General features: G+C 66.0%; 18 protein-coding genes. 15 read left to right on the plus strand and 3 right to left on the minus strand.

All coding sequences use genetic code 11. From position 1 onward, the window contains the following. Positions 1-22: 22 nt before the first annotated feature. The gene (locus tag K307_RS13610; protein ID WP_042878873.1) at positions 23-964 is read right to left on the minus strand and encodes a LysR family transcriptional regulator; all 942 of its coding nucleotides are present in this window, start codon (positions 962-964) and stop codon (positions 23-25) included. Positions 965-1,067: 103 nt separating this feature from the next. Here K307_RS13610 and K307_RS13615 point away from each other — a divergent pair, with 103 nt between their 5' ends. The 11 genes from K307_RS13615 to K307_RS13665 all read left to right on the plus strand — a co-directional run bounded on the left by K307_RS13615 (position 1,068) and on the right by K307_RS13665 (position 11,009). Then, the gene (locus K307_RS13615) at positions 1,068-1,736 is read left to right on the plus strand and encodes an RraA family protein (protein WP_042878874.1); all 669 of its coding nucleotides are present in this window, start codon (positions 1,068-1,070) and stop codon (positions 1,734-1,736) included. Then, on the plus strand, positions 1,733-2,980 hold the full coding sequence (locus K307_RS13620) for a pyridoxal phosphate-dependent aminotransferase (protein WP_042878875.1): 1,248 nt from the start codon (positions 1,733-1,735) through the stop codon (positions 2,978-2,980). Before K307_RS13615 ends, K307_RS13620 begins: the two co-directional genes overlap by 4 nt. 158 nt (positions 2,981-3,138) lie before the next feature. Continuing rightward, positions 3,139-3,960, plus strand: a complete 822-nt coding sequence (locus K307_RS13625) for an alpha/beta fold hydrolase (RefSeq protein WP_051974869.1) — start codon at positions 3,139-3,141, stop codon at positions 3,958-3,960. 60 nt (positions 3,961-4,020) lie between these two features. Continuing rightward, the gene (locus K307_RS13630; RefSeq protein ID WP_042878877.1) at positions 4,021-4,932 is read left to right on the plus strand and encodes a LysR family transcriptional regulator; all 912 of its coding nucleotides are present in this window, start codon (positions 4,021-4,023) and stop codon (positions 4,930-4,932) included. Positions 4,933-5,239: 307 nt separating this feature from the next. Beyond that, on the plus strand, positions 5,240-6,211 hold the full coding sequence (locus tag K307_RS13635; protein WP_051974870.1) for a Bug family tripartite tricarboxylate transporter substrate binding protein: 972 nt from the start codon (positions 5,240-5,242) through the stop codon (positions 6,209-6,211). A gap of 29 nt (positions 6,212-6,240) precedes the next feature. Further along, complete coding sequence (pxpB, locus tag K307_RS13640) at positions 6,241-6,963, plus strand: 5-oxoprolinase subunit PxpB (protein WP_230625659.1); 723 nt, start codon at positions 6,241-6,243, stop codon at positions 6,961-6,963. After that, complete coding sequence (locus K307_RS13645) at positions 6,960-7,937, plus strand: biotin-dependent carboxyltransferase family protein (RefSeq protein ID WP_042878878.1); 978 nt, start codon at positions 6,960-6,962, stop codon at positions 7,935-7,937. The genes pxpB and K307_RS13645 overlap by 4 nt, the downstream gene beginning before the upstream one ends. 45 nt (positions 7,938-7,982) lie before the next feature. Beyond that, positions 7,983-8,762 carry a LamB/YcsF family protein gene (locus K307_RS13650; protein ID WP_042878879.1) on the plus strand — a complete coding sequence of 260 codons (780 nt, stop codon included), beginning with the start codon at positions 7,983-7,985 and terminating at the stop codon, positions 8,760-8,762. Positions 8,763-8,769: 7 nt separating this feature from the next. Then, entirely contained in the window at positions 8,770-9,237 is a 468-nt protein-coding gene (locus K307_RS13655; RefSeq protein WP_155301145.1) for an acetyl-CoA carboxylase biotin carboxyl carrier protein, read from the plus strand. Next, positions 9,230-10,588: an acetyl-CoA carboxylase biotin carboxylase subunit gene (gene accC, locus K307_RS13660; RefSeq protein WP_042878881.1), complete on the plus strand. Its 1,359-nt coding sequence runs from the start codon at positions 9,230-9,232 to the stop codon at positions 10,586-10,588. The genes K307_RS13655 and accC overlap by 8 nt, the downstream gene beginning before the upstream one ends. 1 nt (position 10,589) lies before the next feature. Then, positions 10,590-11,009 (plus strand): hypothetical protein, encoded by a 420-nt coding sequence (locus tag K307_RS13665; RefSeq protein WP_042878883.1) that lies wholly within the window; start codon positions 10,590-10,592, stop codon positions 11,007-11,009. 242 nt (positions 11,010-11,251) lie between these two features. Here K307_RS13665 and K307_RS13670 read toward each other — a convergent pair whose 3' ends face one another. Both K307_RS13670 and K307_RS13675 read right to left on the minus strand, forming a co-directional pair. Next, the gene (locus K307_RS13670; RefSeq protein WP_042881993.1) at positions 11,252-11,752 is read right to left on the minus strand and encodes a DUF6496 domain-containing protein; all 501 of its coding nucleotides are present in this window, start codon (positions 11,750-11,752) and stop codon (positions 11,252-11,254) included. A gap of 235 nt (positions 11,753-11,987) precedes the next feature. Further along, positions 11,988-12,890: a LysR family transcriptional regulator gene (locus tag K307_RS13675; protein ID WP_042878885.1), complete on the minus strand. Its 903-nt coding sequence runs from the start codon at positions 12,888-12,890 to the stop codon at positions 11,988-11,990. A gap of 136 nt (positions 12,891-13,026) precedes the next feature. On the opposite strand from K307_RS13675, the gene K307_RS13680 reads away from it, so the two are divergent. From K307_RS13680 to K307_RS13695, 4 genes are all read left to right on the plus strand, one after another. After that, the gene (locus K307_RS13680) at positions 13,027-14,328 is read left to right on the plus strand and encodes an alpha-hydroxy acid oxidase (RefSeq protein ID WP_419187119.1); all 1,302 of its coding nucleotides are present in this window, start codon (positions 13,027-13,029) and stop codon (positions 14,326-14,328) included. After that, positions 14,325-15,005 carry an RraA family protein gene (locus K307_RS13685; RefSeq protein WP_042878891.1) on the plus strand — a complete coding sequence of 227 codons (681 nt, stop codon included), beginning with the start codon at positions 14,325-14,327 and terminating at the stop codon, positions 15,003-15,005. Before K307_RS13680 ends, K307_RS13685 begins: the two co-directional genes overlap by 4 nt. Then, on the plus strand, positions 15,002-16,081 hold the full coding sequence (locus tag K307_RS13690) for a hydroxyacid dehydrogenase (RefSeq protein ID WP_230625661.1): 1,080 nt from the start codon (positions 15,002-15,004) through the stop codon (positions 16,079-16,081). The genes K307_RS13685 and K307_RS13690 overlap by 4 nt, the downstream gene beginning before the upstream one ends. 70 nt (positions 16,082-16,151) lie before the next feature. Then, positions 16,152-17,156 carry a tripartite tricarboxylate transporter substrate binding protein gene (locus K307_RS13695; RefSeq protein ID WP_042878893.1) on the plus strand — a complete coding sequence of 335 codons (1,005 nt, stop codon included), beginning with the start codon at positions 16,152-16,154 and terminating at the stop codon, positions 17,154-17,156. Positions 17,157-17,163: the final 7 nt, after the last annotated feature.

Genomic DNA, 17,163 nt, shown 5'->3' on the forward strand with positions numbered 1-17,163 from the left:
GAGGACCACGTTCCCCGGCAATTCAGCCAGCGGAGGCTGCCGCACCCCGACGCCGCGGCCTTCGCTCCACGACTTTTCCCGCTGACAGGGCAGCGATCGCCGCCTCGATCATCGGGTTTTCGCGGCTGGTCGACCACGCCATCGCCGTCGTGACCACATTGACCGCTTCCTTCAGCGGCCTGACCACCACGTTGTCGGAGGCGGCCTTCTTCAGCGACGCCGGCACGAGTGCAATCCCTTGTCCGCAGCCGACAAAGGCAATCTGGGACGACACGGTTCGTACTTCGTGAAGCACGCGGGGTGAGAAGCCGACCGCCCTGCAGGTCGCGATCAGGCTGTCGTAGTAGACCGGGCTCACATGCCGGGAGAACATCACGAACTCCTCATCCGCAAGCGATGCCAGCCGAATGCGCGGCATCTCTGCCAGAGGGTGAGACCTGGGCAGCGCGACAGCGAGCCGGTCCTGCTTCAGCGCGATGGACTTGATGGACGGCCCCAGGTCGCCTTCAAGACGGGCGAACGCGAGGTCTACGTCCCCTCGCTCCAGCGCGGGCACCGCATCCACGCTGTCGATCTCCTTGACCGATACGGTCAGCTGCGGGTGTTCCGCCTTCAGGTGGTCGATCAGCGGGGGCAGCGTGTCGACCATCGCCGACGAGATCGCGCCGATGGTCAACAGGCCGCTCTGTCCCTGCACGGCCTCGCGCACCGCCAGCTCGAGCCGCTCCAGTTGCTCGGCGAACTTGCGTACCGCCGGCAATATCGCCGCGCCCGCGGGCGTGAGTTTTGCACCGCGCCTGGACCGCTCGAAGAGCTTTACCTTCAGCGCGTGCTCGAGGACCTGGATCTGCTCGGTCAGCGGCGGCTGGGACATTCCCAGCCGCTTGGCGGCGCGGCCGAAGTGCTCTTCCTCCGCAACGGCCAGGAACAACCATAGATGCCGAACCAGTCTGAAGTTGATCATGGCTTTGATAGCTTTGGCGTATGAAAAGCTTACGTTCTTCGGAATTTACATATCGAACTCTAGCGCCGATAGTGCAAACCAAGCAACCACTGAGGACGCCGGAATGCACCCGCAAACCCTGCTCGACCGCCTTGCCACACTCGATACCAACACGGTATCGGACGCGCTGGATTTCCTGAACCTGCCCGGCGCAACGTACGGGATCCGCCCCCTGTGGGACTGCCCCAGGATCGTTGGCAGGGCGAGCACCGTCCAGCTCGGCGCCAAGACCGATGCCGCGCCGACGGCACATCTGATCACCCCCGTCATCGCGCAGATCCAGAGCAACGACCGCATCCTGGTGATCGCCGGCGGGCTCGAAGGCATCTCCTGCTGGGGCGACATCCTCGCCAATGCGGCGACCGCCAAGCAGGTGCGCGGCTCCGTCATCGACGGCCTGAGCCGCGATATCGAAGGCAGCGAATCCATCGGCTATCCGGTCTTTGGCCGCGGCGTGACCATGATCAGCGCGCGCAACCGGGTGGTGCAGCTCGGCGCCGGGGAGCCTGTGGTCTTCGCCGGCGTGGTCGTGAACCAGGACGACTATGTCATCGCGGACCGCTGTGGCACGGTCTTCGTCGCGGCCGCGCGCATTAAAGACGTGCTGGACCTGGGCGAGCGCATCGCCCGCCGCCAGGACGGAATGGTCCAGGCCGTACGCGCGGGCCGCCCCGTGGAGGAAGTGATGCACGACAAGGAATTCGAAGCCATCCACAGCAAGGAAGCAAAATGAGCGCCGCAGACAAAGCGCTGTTTGAATCGGCGCTCGACATCCAACGCCTGAACGTCAACCTGGCCAGCGTCCAGGCCTCGGCAACCTATCGGATGATGGACCGGGTGGCGGCAAAGCGGGCTTCCGGTGCCAAAGTCATTTCGCTGAGCGCCGGCGAGCCGGACTTCGACACCCCGGCGCTTGTGTGCGATGCCGCCATCGCAGCGATCCGCGCCGGCCATACCCGGTACACGCAAGTGGCAGGCATGCGCGCGCTGCGGGAAGCCGTTGCCGCCAAGTTCCAGCGTGACAACGGCCTCGACGTCGGCTGGCAGGACACCATCGTCTGCACCGGCGGCAAGCAGGTGATCTATAACGCCTTGTCGGCCACGCTCAACGCCGGCGACGAGGTCATCGTTCCCGCGCCTTATTGGGTCAGCTACCCGGAGATGGTCCAGCTTTCCGGCGCGACGCCGCTGATTGTGTCGTGCGGGGCCGACGTCGGCTTCAAGCTGACCCCGGCCGCGCTCGCGCGCGCCATCAGCCCCAGGACGCGCTGGCTCATCCTGAACTCGCCGTCCAACCCCACCGGTGCCGTCTATACGCGGGAGGAACTGGCCGCGCTCGCCGAGGTGCTGCTGGCGCACCCGCATGTGCTGGTGCTGTCGGACGATATCTATGAGCACCTGACGTTCGACGGGGCGCGTTTCCATACGCTGGCCGCGGTCGAACCGCGCCTCGCGTCCCGCACGCTGACTATGAACGGCGTTTCCAAAGCGTACGCGATGACCGGCTGGCGCATCGGCTTCGGCACGGGTCCGCGCTGGCTGCTGGAGGCCATGGAGAAGGTCCAGGGGCAGCAGACCTCGGGCACCTGCTCCATCTCCCAGCACGCCGCGCTGGCCGCGCTGACGGGGCCGCAGGACTTTATCCGTGAGTCGCGTGCCGTCTTCGAGGAGCGGCGCGACCTGATGGTCCGGATGCTCAATGAGACGCCGGGGTTGTCATGCCTGGTGCCTGGCGGCGCGTTCTATGCGTTTGCGTCGTGCGAGGGGTTGCTAGGGAAGCGCACGGCAGCCGGGACGCTGCTCAGTACCGATGAGGACGTCGCAGGGGCGCTGCTGGATGAAGCCAATGTGGCGGTAGTGCATGGCAGTGCCTTTGGGCTGGGCCCCTATATCCGCATTGCCTATGCGCTCGACACCGAGTCGCTGCGGCAGGCGTGCGAGGCGATCCGGCAGTTCTGTCTTTCGCTGCGGGATTAAGGCACGCACCCTGCCGGTTTGCTCCCCTCTCCCGCTTGCGTCCCCGCTTGCGGGAGAGGGAGCACACAAACGGTAATTCCAAACCGGCGGCCCCGCGACAGGTTCGCCAGCAGGCAGACGGTCGGAGCAACCAGGTCGACCGCTTATTCGCCCCAAACATGGAGTTCGCCAGCGTGTCACAAAGCACTCTCACCAAGGAACGCCTCCACCTGTCAGTCAGCGGAACCGACATCGAACTGTCCGCACTCCATAGCCCCGGCAAGCACCCTCCGCTGGTCTTCCTGCACGGCTTCGGCTCGACCAAGGAAGACTATGCGGACGTGGTCCTACATCGCGCACTCGCAGATCGCGCAGTGCTCGCCTATGACGCGCCCGGTTGTGGCGAAACGGAATGCCGGGACCTGTCCCGGATCTCGATTCCCTTCCTGGTAGAAACCGCGCTCGCAGCGCTCGAGCACTTCGGCATAGAAAGGTTTCACCTGGTCGGTCATTCCATGGGCGGCCTGACTGCCTTGATGCTCGCCCACCGCGCACCGGAGCGCGTGCTGAGCTTCATCGACATCGAGGGCAATGTCGCCCCGGAAGATTGCTTCCTCAGCCGGCAGATCGTCTCGCATCACAGCGAGGACGCGGATCACTTCCTTGACGAGTTCATCGAACGTACCTGGCATTCCCCGTATTTCTCCAGTCCGCTGTATGCGGCAAGCCTGCGCCACAAGGTGCGCGCCGGCGCAGTACGGGGGATATTCGAATCGATGGTCGACCTGTCCGACAACGCCGACCTGATGACAAAGTTCCTGGGCTTGCCCTGTCCGAAGATGTTCATGTACGGAGAGCAGAACGCCTCGCTTTCCTACCTGAAGCAACTCCAGAGCCATGGCGTGGAACTGGCGGAGATTCCGCTGTGCGGGCATTTCCCGATGTACTCAAACGCGCCCGCGATGTGGGAGCGGATTGCCCGGTTCCTGGCGCGGGTGTAAAGCCATGAGCGCCAACGCCGGGGCAAGGCCGCCCCTTCAGGCTCGCACGCTTGCTCCGCAATGAATACGCGCTTCGTGGAAGCCTTTCTTTGCGTCGTCAGGCTGGGCAGCTTCAGGGCGGCAGCGCAGAAACTTCACGTCTCCCAAGCTGCCATATCCAGCCGGATCAGCGCACTCGAGCAGGAGCTTGGCGCCCGCCTGTTCGACCGGGACGCGCGCGACCTACGCCTCACACCGGTTGGACTGCGGCTGCTGAGCTATGGCGAGCGCATGCTCGAGCTCCAGCGGGAGATGATCGCCATCGGGCAAGGCGACGCAAAGCTGCTCGGGCCGGTCCGGATTGGAGCGGTCGAGACCGTCGTTCATACCTGGCTGGTCGACTTCATCCACGAGCTGCAGTCATCGTATCCGAGCATCGAGGTACAGCTCAGTTGCGAGTCCACGGAGCGCCTGCACAGAAGCCTGCGCGACGGCGAGATCGACATTGCGCTGCAGACCGATGCCGTGGTCGGCGACGGCATAGTCAACACGCACTGCCTGCCGATGTCCCTGCGCTGGGTCGGGCCACCGGCCACGTACAGGCATGGGACCGAGCCACTGCCGTCACTGCTCGAAGGCTCCGTTGTGACGTTGACGGCAGGCTCCCAGCCGCATATCGCGCTGAAGGAACTGTACCGGCAGGCTCGCCTGCCCTTTGGCCGCGTTCATTGCGTGGGCTCCATCGCCGCCATCGTCCGGCTGGTACGGAACGGGTTCGCCAATGCCTTGATGCCGCCGGCAGCGGTTCGCGATGACATCGAAGCGGGACTGCTGCGCATCATTCCTTGCGACGTATCGCTGCCGAACCAGCGCTTCGTCATCAGCTATCGCGACAACCAGGCCGCCGAGGCCATCAGTATCGTCGCTGCCCTGGCGTGCGGCGCGGCTGACAGCTTCTCGCAGTCACTTTCCCCACCCTACGCGCCAGACTAAGGCGCGGCGGCACCAGGGAGGCGCGCCAGCCGTCACTCTGAAAGAAATTTCTTATCAGAACGTGTCCGAAAAACCCGTTTGCCACGCGCCGGGACAGTGGTCAACATTGCTTCATCTGCGGAGCCCCCGGGGCACCGGCAGGTTCCAGGCAGATTCGATAGCCTGGGCGTATGGAAATGCTACGAACTTCGAAATTTACTTATCCATAGCCAACGCCAAGACTTGTATCGGCACCACTCCTGCTTCCGAGCGTTGTTGCGTGTTCCGTTCCCACGATCTGTTCTTGCCCCCATGAAGGAAGACTGCCATGAAGTTCGCCACTACCTGCCTGGTTGCCTGCCTGACGCTTGCCTCGAACATCCCCACCGCAAGCGCCGCCGACTACCCGACCAAGCCGATCCGGCTCGTCGTTCCGTATCCTGCGGGGGGCTCCACGGACGCGGTTGCGCGCATGGTCGGGCACAAGCTGACGGCGAAGTTTGGCCAGCCCGTTGTCGTGGAAAACAGGCCTGGCGCCAGCGAGGCCATTGCCGCGAGCTTCGTGGCGAAATCGGCACCGGACGGCTACAACATCCTGTTGGCCACGATGACGGGGCTCTCGGTCAACCCGAGCCTGTACAGCAAGCTCTCGTATGACCCGAGCAAGGACTTCGCGCCCATCATCCAGGCAACGACCATCCCCAGCGTTGTCGTGGTCAACCCGAAGGTACCGGCGCAGTCCATGGCGGAGCTGCTCAGGTTCCTGAAGGGCAAGCCCGGCAGCGAGGGCTATGCATCGGCTGGCAACGGTACGCCAAGCCACCTCGGCATGGAGCTCTACAAGCGGGTCACCGGCGCCAATGTCGTTCATGTGCCTTACAAGGGGGGCGCTCCTGCGCTCCAGGACCTGATGGCCGGCCAGGTGCAGATCATGATGGCGCTACTGCCCGAAGCGATGCCGCTGGTCAAGGCCGGCAAGCTCAAGGCCCTGGCCATCACCACCACGAAGCGGTCCGCCGAGTACCCCGACCTGCCCACCGTATCCGAATCCGGCATGCAGGGCTTCGAGATGATCTTCTGGCAGGCCTTTGTCGCGCCGGCAGGAACGCCCAAGGACGTGGTTGCGAAGCTCAACCAGGCCATCGATGAAATCCTCCGCGACAAGGAAACCCGGGCCAAGCTGCTCGAGATGGGCCTGGAACCCGCCGGCGGGACTCCGGAGCAACTGGGTTCGCTGATGAAGAGCGAGACCATCAAGTGGAAGAAGGTCATCGACGACGCCGGCATCAAGCTCGATTGATACCGGCAGCAGCGAAACGGAGTGTACGAGTGGATATCACAACGATGGCCGTCGAGGAACAAGCGCCGCCGATGGCAGGCGGCGCCCAGCGAACGCTGAGGGTTCAAGCGGCGGGTACCTGCGCACTGCTTCTCGACGCCTGTGCCGGTGAATTCGACCCGGCGGCACAGGAACGCGTCTGGGCGCTTTCTGCCCTGCTTTCGGCGGGCAAGGTGCTTGATGGCATTCGGGAAACCGTTCCCGGCGTCAACAACCTGCTTGTCGTCTTTGACCCCGAGCTTCTGCATCCGGCCAAGGCTCGTGAATGCCTGCCCGGACTATGGGAGACGCTGGAAGTCAGTGCGCGCGCGGGCCGGGATATCGAGATCCCCGTGGTCTATGGCGGGGATGTCGGCGAAGACTTGCCGGCCCTGGCCGCAGGCGCCGGCCTCGACATCGAAGCCTTTGTCAGCCTGCACAGCGCCGCTGTCTACTCGGTGGCCTGCATTGGCGCATACCCTGGCTTTGCCTTCCTGACAGGACTGCCTGCCAGGCTCGCCACGCCCCGCCTGCAGGTACCCCGGATGAAGGTGGCGAAGGGATCCGTGGCGATCGGTGGCAGCCAGGCCGGGGTGATGCCTTGTACTGCACCCTCCGGGTGGCATCTCATCGGCTTGACGGAGTTGACCATGTTCGACCCGAGCCGCGGCGTGCCTTGCCTGCTCGCTCCGCGGGACCGGGTGCATTTTCGGGTTAAGGGAATCGAGTCATGATTGAAGTACTCTCCACCGGCACGCCGAACATCGTCGAGGATCTGGGCAGGCCGGGTCATCTTGGCATCGGGGTTGGCCATAGTGGCGCCATGGATGCCATGGCGCTGTCGCTGGCCAACGCACTGGTTGGCAACCACGACGGCGAAGCCGGGATCGAGATCAGCCTCTTCCCGTTCCGCCTGCGCTTTCAGTCCGACACCGTATTCGCTTGTACCGGCTCGGACAGCCGCCTGCTCCTGGACGACAGCGTGTTGGCGCCCTGGTGGGGCCGACGCGCCAGGGCCGGCCAGGTCCTGGTTATCGAACGTCCCCGCCGGGGCGCGCGCGCGTACCTGGCCTTCTCGGGCGGCATTGACGTTGCACCCGTGCTGGGCTCTCGCTCCACTGACCTCAAGGGCGGATTCGGAGGTTGGGAGGGGCGTGGACTGCGGCGCGGGGACGTACTGCCGGTCGGAAACGTGGCAAATCCGGTGCTACAGGCGTCGGGCCTGGGCCTCATCCCCAACGATATCCCCCCTTTCTGGCAGCAACTGTCCCAAGGGTGCATCGCGGTGCGGGCCGTGCCCGCTGCCGAGTACGAGGATTTCAGCGACGAGGCAAGAACTGCCTTCACCACCACTGAGTACAAGGTCACGCCCGACGCGAACCGGCAAGGTTATCGCCTGGCCGGCGAAGCGCTGACGCTGAACCGGCCGCTGGAACTACTCTCGCACGGCATCGTGCCAGGAACGATCCAGGTCCCGCCCTCCGGACAACCCATCGTCCAGCTCGCGGAAGCGAATACCTGCGGCGGCTATCCGAAGATCGCCACCGTGATCGAGGCGGACCTCTGGCGGCTTGCACAAGCGCCTGTGGGCTGCAGCGTGCGATTCACGACCGTCGACCAGGACCAGGCAATCGCCGCCTCGAAAGCGCAAGCCGAAGAACGCGCGTCCCTGCGCAGCAACATCGCGCTGATGACGCGACGCAGCTAAGCCACCCTTCCCGCCTTCCAACCACATCCACATACAGGGCCAACCATGACCACGCAGAATGCAGCATCCTTGCGCGTCGACCTCAACTCCGACATGGGCGAGGGCTTCGGCGCCTATCGCATGGGCGACGACGAAGCCATCCTGAATATCGTCAGCTCCGCCAATATCGCCTGCGGCTTGCACGCCGGCGACCCGGAGATCATGGCCAGGACCTTCGCGCTGGCGAGGGAGCGCGGGGTTGCGGTGGGGGCCCACCCCGGCTTCCCGGACCTGTGGGGCTTCGGGCGACGCATCATTCCGTTCAGCACCGGCGAGATCGAGCGGCTGGTCGCCTACCAGATTGGCGCTGCCCAAGCCCTTTCCGCGTATGCGGGCCATCCCATCACCTACGTCAAGGCGCACGGCGCCTTGGGCAACCTGACCCAGACCGACGCCGAGGTCTCCACCGCGATCGCACGGGCGATCAAGGCGGTTGATCCGAAGCTGGTCTGCCTGACGTTCGCGAATGGGCATCTCGAGCGCATCGGTAAGGAGATGGGCCTGCGCGTGTGCGCTGAAGTGTTTGCGGACCGCGCCTACACCGACGAGGGCCACCTCGTGCATCGCAAGGTCCCTGGTGCGGTGCTGCACGACGCGCAGGAGGCCGCGGCACGAATGCTGCGGATGGTTCGCGCCGGCGCCATCGAAACCATCTCCGGCAAGCTGGTACCCGCGCCGATCGAGTCGATCTGCGTGCACAGCGATACGCCGGGTGCGATTGCCATGGCCGCGCAAGTGCGGCGCACGCTGGAGGAGGCTGGTGTCACCGTGCGGTCCTTCAGCTGAGGTGGTCATGTCGATGGACATCGCGTTTGTTGAGCAACTTATCGGCATCCTGGAGCGTTCGAGGCTGTCTGAGCTCAAGTATGCCGAGGATGGAGGGCGTGTCCGGCTGGTGCGTTCGGGCCACCCGGAGATTGCGGGAATATCTCCGGCGCTTGCGACACCAATGCAGGACACGTCCGCACTGGCCCATGCTGCTTTACCCGTCCAGCTCGCGCCGAAGGAACAAACCGTATCAGCGCCGCTTGCCGGCATGTTCTATTGCGCCCCTGCCCCGGGTCAGCCGCCATTCGTGGCGGTCGGTGACCTGGTCGAGGAAGGACAGCAGCTTGCCATCATCGAGGCCATGAAAATGCTGAATGCCGTGGAAGCCAATCTCAAGGGACGGGTGGTCCGCGTTGCGGCTGCGGATGGCGCAGCGGTCGAAGCCGGCGCCCCGCTCTTTGCGATCGAGCCTGCGGGAGACGGCGATGTTTGAAACGGTGCTGATCGCCAATCGAGGCGAGATCGCGCTGCGGGTACTGAGGGCCTGCCGCAAGCTTGGCATCCGGACGGTTGCCGTGCACTCGGAAGTCGATGCAAACCTGCGCCACGTCGCCCTCGCCGACCAGGCGTTGTGCATCGGACCAGCGGCCGCCGGCCGCAGTTACCTGGACCAGAACGAACTGCTGCTGGCAGCCAGGCTGTCGGGGGCCGAGGCCGTCCATCCCGGGTATGGGTTCCTGTCGGAGAACGCGGACTTTGCCGAAGCCGTGGAGAAGGCCGGGCTGGTATTCATCGGGCCTACCGCGGCGTCGATCCGGCGCATGGGCGACAAGATCAGCGCCAAGCGCGCCATGATCGAAGCCGGTGTCCCCTGCGTTCCAGGCTCCGAAGGCGTATTGACGGATGACTTGCAGGCAACCGCTGCACTCGCCGACAAGGTAGGCTACCCCCTGATCGTCAAGGCGGCAGGTGGCGGCGGTGGGCGCGGCATGCGCATCGTGCGCGCCGCCAATGAGCTGGCGCAGGCGGTCGCGATGACCCGGGAGGAAGCCGGGCGGGCCTTCAACAACCCGGAGGTCTATATCGAGAAGTTCCTCGAGCATCCCCGGCATATCGAAATCCAGGTGCTTGCGGACGCGCACGGCAATGCCGTCTGGTTGGGCGAACGCGACTGCTCGATGCAGAGACGCCACCAGAAGGTCATCGAGGAATCCCCGGCACCCGGCATTTCACGCGAGGAGATCGCCAGGATCGGTGAGCAATGTGCCAGGGCGTGCCGGCATATTGGCTACCGTGGTGCCGGCACCTTCGAGTTTCTCTACGAAGATGGCGCCTTCTTCTTCATCGAGATGAACACCCGGGTGCAGGTCGAGCATCCGGTCACCGAACTCGTCACCGGGATCGACATCGTCGCCGAGCAATTGCGCGTCGCACGCGGCGAACCACTGTCCTTCCGGCAGGAGGATGTGCAGTTCCGCGGGCATGCCATCGAATGCCGCATCAACGCGGAGCACCCCTGGCGGTTCACGCCGGCTCCCGGGCGCATCACTGAGTGGATTCCCCCTGGCGGTCCCGGGATACGCGTGGAATCCCATCTCTATGCCGGCTATACGGTGCCACCGAACTACGACTCCCTGGTCGCAAAGCTGCTGGCGCATGGCGCCACGCGCGAGGAAGCGATCGCGCGCATGCGTGTGGCCCTGGATGAGCTCGTGCTGGGCGGCATCGACTCGAACGTGGCGCTGCACCGGGTACTGATGGACGAGCCTGGCTTCACCCAAGGCGGCTATGACATCCATCATCTGGAGCGATGCCTGGAACAGGGCCTGAGGGAGCGCAACTGACATGAAACTGGAAGATATCGAGCGGCTGGCTCAGCGTCTTGCGCACAGCCCGGTCGGGACGCTGGAACTCGAACTGGAAGGGAAGCGCCTGGTGTTGCAACGCCAGGCGGACGGCGAGGGGGTGGAGCCTGGTGGCGCCAGTCAAGGTATGCCTCAGGCAGTAGCACCAGACGGAGCGCTCGATTTCATACGAGCGCCCGCGGCAGGCGTGTTCTACGCCAGTCACCCGCTGGCGGAAGAGACCTTCGCGCTGGTCGACCGCCCGGTTGAGGCCGGCGAGGCAGTGGGTTACCTGCGTGTCGGTTCAGTGCTCAGTGCGGTCAACGCTGAGGAACGCTGCGTGCCAGGCGAGCAGCTTGTGGAAAGCGGCACGTTGGTTGGCTTTGGGCAGGCGCTTTTCGCGTTCGCGAAGGTGTCGTAGGCGTCAGCTCACGGCCTGACATCTTCGTCACACGCTGCCGGTTTGCTCCTCTCCCCCGCTTGCGGGAGGGGCCGGGGGAGAGGGCAGGCACAGGCATACCGAGACGGGTCACTTCGTCGACGCTCCGGCCCTCTCCCAACTCTCTCCCGCAAGCGGGTCGCAAGCGGGAGAGGGAGCACCCAAATGGTGATTCAAGACCCGGCGGCTCCGCGACGGATGAGCGGGCCTGCAAGGCAGCGGCGCTAGCGAGCTGACTCTTTCTTTGCCGCACGCGTGCGAGCGGCCTTGCGGGCCGCTTCGGAGCGCCCGGCAGCCCCCTTGGTGCTGGCAGCCTTCTTGGCGGCGGCCGAGCGATCGGCCGCAGTGCGCTTGCTTGCCGCGCTCTTGGCCTGGGCGGACAGCGCCTTGGGAGAAGCGCCGGCGGTGCTCTCGCGCTTGAGTGCCTTGAGCGCAGCCTGGGAGCGCTTGGCCGTGCTTTCTGAACTCGCACGTCGCGGCGCAGCTTGGGCGGCGGTGGACTTGGTTTCCGCCTTGGTCGCGCCCTTCTTCGGCGGTACGTCGACGCCGGCGCGGCGCGCCTCCGATAAGCCGATCGCGATGGCCTGCTTGGCCGAGCGCACGCCGTGCTTGCCCTTTCGCACGGCTTCAATCTCGTCGTGAACGAAATGGCCGGCCTGGGTGGTCGGCGACTTGCCTGCTCTCTTGTCTGCCCTGGCTTGGGCTATGCTCGATGCCCTTGGCATGGTCGTCTCCATGACGGCCGCGGTCATCCGGCATGGGCCATGGCAGATGCATGTCCCGCGGCGCTGTTCAGGGCCCGCCATCTGCCGACGGGTTAGTGATATCCACGCTGATATCCACGCAAATGCCGTTCCAGGCTGGCCATCCGTGCGCCCACCGCCACTCACAGAGACGGCCGTAGTACTGACGCGTGAGAAATCTGTGCACCTTGCGACGAATTTACTCTGCGAAACCGGTCTACACCAGGCAACGCGGCGCCTGGAATTCGATCACGTCCTTGATAACGTCGCGCATCTCCGTGATCAGCAGGCGCGCGTCGTCGCGACGCCATTGCACGACATAGTGCAGCGGTTCCAGCGCGCCGCCCTTCTTCAGGATCTGCAACACCCCGCGCGCTTCCAGCGCTTCGGCCCATTGCTTGGGCATGAAGGCGAAACCCAGTCCCTCCGCCACCATGCCGACCACCGCGCCCCAGCTGTTGCACACCAGACGACGGTTGACCGCCATGCCGCGGGTGGCCAGCCACTGGTCGAGCACCCGGGTGCCGCCCGCGCCGACCGGCAGGGACAGCAGCAATTGCTCCGCCATCAGCCGCCGCGGATCGTCGGTGCCGGTCTGGTCGATAAAAGACTCGGTCGCGACCCAGACAAAGTCGACCTGCGCGATCCGTTCCGACGCGAGGCTGCTGCGCGATGACGGTCCGGCGATCACCGCGAGGTCGAGTTCGCCATCCTCCAGGCGCTGCTCCAGCACCTGACCGATATCGACGTAGGGCTCGAGCTGAAGCTCGGGATGCCGGATCGCCGTCTGCCGTACCAGCCGGGGCAGCCAGGTCAGGCCGCTCAATTCGCCCAAGCCCACACGGCATCGGCCTTGCAGGCCACGGCTCTGCCCTGCCGACTGCTGCAGCTCGGCGGCGACCCGCAGCAGTTCGCGGATGCGCGGCAGCATCTGCTCGCCCTGCGCCGTCAGCTCGGCGCGGCGGCCGCTTCGGTCGAACAGCTGCACGCCGAGGGAGGTTTCGAGCTCGGCCACCCGCTTGGACAGCGACGACACGGACAGGTGGCATCGCTCGGCGGCTACCGAGAAGTTGAGGCAGGTCGCGGCCCAGTAGAAGGCTTCCAGTTGCTTGAGGGTCATGGGATCAGGGCTAACCCGAGGGGGCGATCATTGTTTCCTAAAAGCGAAATTATAGCTTCGTTATTTTTCGCTTTTATCGATTCCTTGCGGTTGCTAGATTGAAGCCTAGTCGTCGCCCTGGCCCCCTATATCGATCATGTCAGCTCTTCATGCCCCTGCTGCAGACAACGCTTCTGACCGCGCCACAGATGCCGTCAGCACCGCTTCCGCGCCGCGCGTGAGGACCGCAACCGCAAGCGGCGCAGCCACCTTGCGCAGGCAAGTGCTTTCGCTGAACGACCTTGAACCGCTCGCCCGCCGCCGCCTGCCCCGGCCGCTGTACGCCTACGTCAGCGGCGCGGTGGAGGACAGCGTCTCGCTGAAGAAGAACCGCCGCGCCTTCGCCGAGATCGCGTTGCGGCCGCGCGTGCTTGCCGGCGTGGCCACGCGCGAACTGGGCTTCGAGCTGTTCGGCCGGCGCTATGCCGCCCCCTTCGGCGTTGCGCCCATGGGCATTGCCGCGCTGTTCGCTTACCGCGGCGATATCGTGCTGGCGCAGGCCGCGCAGCAGGCCGCGGTGCCGGCGATCATGAGCGGTTCATCGCTGATCCGGCTGGAAGAAGTGATGGCGGCCGCGCCCGGCACCTGGTTCCAGGCCTACCTGCCCGGCGACATGGCGCAAATCGACGGGCTGTTGTCGCGCGTCGAGGCGGCAGGCGTCGGGACGCTGGTGATCACCGTCGACACGCCCGTTGCGGGCAATCGCGAGAACAATGTGCGCGCCGGCTTCTCGACACCTTTGCGGCCAAGCCTGCGCCTGGCATGGCAAGGCATCACGCATCCACGCTGGCTACTCGGCACCTTTGCGCGCACGCTGCTGCGGCACGGCATGCCGCATTTCGAGAACGCCTATGCGCACCGCGGCGCGCCCATCCTGTCGTCGCGCGTGCTGCGCGACTTCTCCGACCGCGCACATTTCACCTGGACGCACCTTGAAGCCATCCGCCGTCGCTGGAAAGGCACGCTGGTGGTCAAGGGCATCCTGACCGCGGAAGACGCCTTGCTGGCGCGCCGGCACGGTGTGGACGGAATCATCGTCTCGAACCACGGTGGCCGGCAACTTGACGGAGCCATCGCGCCACTGCGCGTCCTGCCTGAGATCGTTGACGCCGTGCCCGACCTGCCGGTGATGCTCGACAGCGGCGTACGCCGCGGCACGGACGTGATCAAGGCGCTCGCGCTCGGCGCGCGTTGCGTCTTCATCGGCCGGCCGTTCGCCTATGCGGCGACAGCAGGGTCCACCCCCGGCGTGGCACACGCCATCGACTTGTTGCAGGCCGAGATCTCGCGCGATATGGCGATGCTCGGCCTGACCCGGCTGGCAGACATCGGCCCTGCCTGCATCCGGCCTGCCGCTTCACTACCCCACATGCCCCATCACCCGGAGACTTATCGATGAGCACGCTTCACGGCTTCCGCGTCCACCCCAAGCCGGCGCCGACCGTCAGCAACGCGCTGCTGGAACGCTACCGCGGCTTCCCGGTGGCCAATGTCAGCGACGCAATGAGCCGCACCGTCGGCACCACGCAGCTGCGGCCTTATCACCGGCGCGATGGCGTCATGGCTGGCCGCGCCCTCACCGTGCGCACGCGCCCGGGCGACAACCTGATGGTGCACAAGGCCCTCGACCTCTGCGGTCCCGGCGACGTGATCGTGGTCGATGCCGGTGGTGCCGGTCCCAATGCCATCATCGGCGAGATCATGCTCGCGCTGGCGATCGCGCGCGGCGCAGCGGGCTTCGTCATCGACGGCCTGATCCGCGACAGCGATACGATCGGCAAGGAGACGCTGCCCGTGTATGCACGCGGGGTCTCGCACCGCGGTCCTTACAAGGATGGTCCCGGCGAGCTGCATGTGCCTGTCTGCATCGACGGCATGGTGGTGCGCCCCGGCGACCTGGTGCTGGGCGACGGCGACGGCCTGCTGGTCGTTGCGGCCGAGGATGCCGAGGAAATCGCCGCGCGCGTGGAGAACGTACAGCGCACCGAAGCAGCGGTGCTCGAGTCGATCGCGCAAGGCCGCGCGGATCGCAGCTGGGTCGAGCGCACGCTGCGCGAGAAAGGGGTGGCCGTATGAACGCGCCCGTCCTGCCGATGCCCGCCGCCGGCACGGTGGTCCGTTTCGACCACTGGCTCGACCCGGCCTTCGACCGCATCATCACGGCCACGCCAGGCCTGACGTTGCACACCTGCGCCCGCGAAGGCGCCGACGCGGCCGCCTGGGCCCGACTGTCCACCGCCCACGTCTACCAGATCTCTGCCGCCAAGGACGAGATCCCCCGCCGCTGGTTCGCCGACGCCGCGCTGCTGGCGCGCTGCCCCAACCTTCTGGCGGTGTCGTCCAGCGGCTCCGGCTGCGACACCATCGACATCGGTGCCTGCACCGAAGCCGGCGTCGCGGTGCTCAACCAGGCCGGCGGCAACGCCGACTCGGTAGCAGAGATGACGCTGGGCCTGATGCTGGCGGTGCTGCGCCGCATCGCCGAATCCGACCGCCGCCTGCGCGCGCACAACTGCGAGAGCCGTGAGGACGTGATGGGCCACGAACTGCGCGGCCGCACGCTCGGCCTGGTCGGCGTGGGCCACGCTGGCCGCCGCGTCGCCGCGCTCGGCCGCGCCTTCGGCATGCACGTGATCGGCTGCGATCCGGCGCTGGATGCGGCTGAGCTGGCCGCACGCGGCGCGCAGGTGGTGCCCTTCGAGGAATTGCTGCGCAGTGCCGACGTGGTGTCGCTGCATTGCCCGCGCGACGTCACCACGCTGCGCATGATGGATGCCGCGGCCTTTGCCGCCATGCGGCCGGGCAGCATCTTTGTCAGCACCGCGCGCGGCGGAATCCACGATGAGGGCGCGCTGCATGCGGCGCTGGCCAGCGGCCATCTTGCCGGGGCCGGCCTGGATGTGTGGGAGCAGGAGCCGCCACCGCGCGAGAACCCGTTGCTCGCGCTGGACAACGTCGTTGCCACTTTCCACACCGCCGGCGTCACGCACGAAGCGCGGCGCAGGAACGCCGAACTGGCCGCCACTCAAATCGTCACGCTGCTGGCCAGTGGCGAGCGGCCCGAGCGGCTGGTCAACCCCGAAGTCTGGCCGCGAGCGCGCCTGCGCGTCGCGGCTGCGATGCAGGCGGCCGTGTCATCGGTCGCATCTTAGCCCGCAAGTCCGCGAACTATTCTTCACCTATAACAGGCCGGCACAAGAGACCGGCGAGGAGACACCAACCATGCACACGACCCCAGACCAACGGCGCCGGCACTTCCCCCTTCGCCTGGGCGGCGCGCTCGCGCTGGCCTGCGGCCTTGCCGCAGCGACCGGCGCACAGGCAGAGGCGCCCTATCCCAACCGCCCGATCCAGATGATCGTGGCCTACGGTCCCGGCGGCGGTACCGACCTGGTGGCCCGCCTGCTGGCCCGCCACCTCGAGAAGCAGCTCGGCGGCGCCACGGTGGTGGTTCAGAACAAGCCCGGCGCGGGCGGTGCCATCGGCTTTGCCGAACTGGCGCGGGCCGCACCGGACGGGTACACCATCGGCTTCATCAACACGCCGAACTTGCTGACCATTCCGATCGAGCGCAAGACCACCTTCACCTGGCGCAGCTTCGACCTGATCGGCAACCTGGTCGACGATCCGGGCGCCTTCACCGTGCACAACAGCGACCGCATCGACTCGCTGGCGGCGCTGGTGCGCCATGCCAAAGCGCACCCGGGAGAGGTGTCGGTTGGCACCACCGGCGTAGGCTCGGACGACCACCTCGCCATGCTGCTGTTCCAAAAGGCCGCGGGCGTCAAGCTGACCCATGTCGGCTACAAGGGCGCCGGCGACGTCCGCGCGGCACTGGTGGGGCAGCAGCTCACCATCGGCGCGATCAACGTGGGCGAGGCCCTGCAGTACCAGAAAGGCGGCTCGCCGATCAAGTTCATCGGACAGATGGGCGCGACACGGGCGGCGCTCGCCCCGAATGTGCCCACCTTCCGCGAGCAAGGCTTCGACATCGAGCTGGCTTCGCTGCGCGGCCTCGCGGCGCCCAAGGGCCTGCCCGAGCCGGTCAGGAAGAAGCTGGTGGATGCCATGGCAAGCGTGGTCGCCGATCCGCAGTTCCGTCAGCAGGCCGAGGCGATGTATGCGCCGCTGCGCTACCTCGCGCCGGCGGCCTACAGCGCGGAGCTGGAGCGGGGCGAGGCGGGCTTCCGTCAGCTGTGGAAGGAAATGCCGTGGCAGGAGAACTGAGCGTGCT

This window comes from Cupriavidus necator A5-1, from assembly GCF_000744095.1.
Taxonomy (GTDB): domain Bacteria; phylum Pseudomonadota; class Gammaproteobacteria; order Burkholderiales; family Burkholderiaceae; genus Cupriavidus; species Cupriavidus necator_A.

What these genes read in the sequence shown, in the direction of transcription:
- K307_RS13610 (WP_042878873.1), bottom strand. Translation starts at nt 964, where the DNA reads ATGATCAACTTCAGACTGGTTCGGCATCTATGGTTGTTCCTGGCCGTT.
- K307_RS13615 (WP_042878874.1), top strand. Translation starts at nt 1,068, where the DNA reads ATGCACCCGCAAACCCTGCTCGACCGCCTTGCCACACTCGATACCAAC.
- K307_RS13620 (WP_042878875.1), top strand. Translation starts at nt 1,733, where the DNA reads ATGAGCGCCGCAGACAAAGCGCTGTTTGAATCGGCGCTCGACATCCAA.
- K307_RS13625 (WP_051974869.1), top strand. Translation starts at nt 3,139, where the DNA reads ATGGAGTTCGCCAGCGTGTCACAAAGCACTCTCACCAAGGAACGCCTC.
- K307_RS13630 (WP_042878877.1), top strand. Translation starts at nt 4,021, where the DNA reads ATGAATACGCGCTTCGTGGAAGCCTTTCTTTGCGTCGTCAGGCTGGGC.
- K307_RS13635 (WP_051974870.1), top strand. Translation starts at nt 5,240, where the DNA reads ATGAAGTTCGCCACTACCTGCCTGGTTGCCTGCCTGACGCTTGCCTCG.
- K307_RS13645 (WP_042878878.1), top strand. Translation starts at nt 6,960, where the DNA reads ATGATTGAAGTACTCTCCACCGGCACGCCGAACATCGTCGAGGATCTG.
- K307_RS13650 (WP_042878879.1), top strand. Translation starts at nt 7,983, where the DNA reads ATGACCACGCAGAATGCAGCATCCTTGCGCGTCGACCTCAACTCCGAC.
- K307_RS13655 (WP_155301145.1), top strand. Translation starts at nt 8,770, where the DNA reads ATGTCGATGGACATCGCGTTTGTTGAGCAACTTATCGGCATCCTGGAG.
- accC (WP_042878881.1), top strand. Translation starts at nt 9,230, where the DNA reads ATGTTTGAAACGGTGCTGATCGCCAATCGAGGCGAGATCGCGCTGCGG.
- K307_RS13665 (WP_042878883.1), top strand. Translation starts at nt 10,590, where the DNA reads ATGAAACTGGAAGATATCGAGCGGCTGGCTCAGCGTCTTGCGCACAGC.
- K307_RS13670 (WP_042881993.1), bottom strand. Translation starts at nt 11,752, where the DNA reads ATGCCAAGGGCATCGAGCATAGCCCAAGCCAGGGCAGACAAGAGAGCA.
- K307_RS13675 (WP_042878885.1), bottom strand. Translation starts at nt 12,890, where the DNA reads ATGACCCTCAAGCAACTGGAAGCCTTCTACTGGGCCGCGACCTGCCTC.
- K307_RS13680 (WP_419187119.1), top strand. Translation starts at nt 13,027, where the DNA reads ATGTCAGCTCTTCATGCCCCTGCTGCAGACAACGCTTCTGACCGCGCC.
- K307_RS13685 (WP_042878891.1), top strand. Translation starts at nt 14,325, where the DNA reads ATGAGCACGCTTCACGGCTTCCGCGTCCACCCCAAGCCGGCGCCGACC.
- K307_RS13690 (WP_230625661.1), top strand. Translation starts at nt 15,002, where the DNA reads ATGAACGCGCCCGTCCTGCCGATGCCCGCCGCCGGCACGGTGGTCCGT.
- K307_RS13695 (WP_042878893.1), top strand. Translation starts at nt 16,152, where the DNA reads ATGCACACGACCCCAGACCAACGGCGCCGGCACTTCCCCCTTCGCCTG.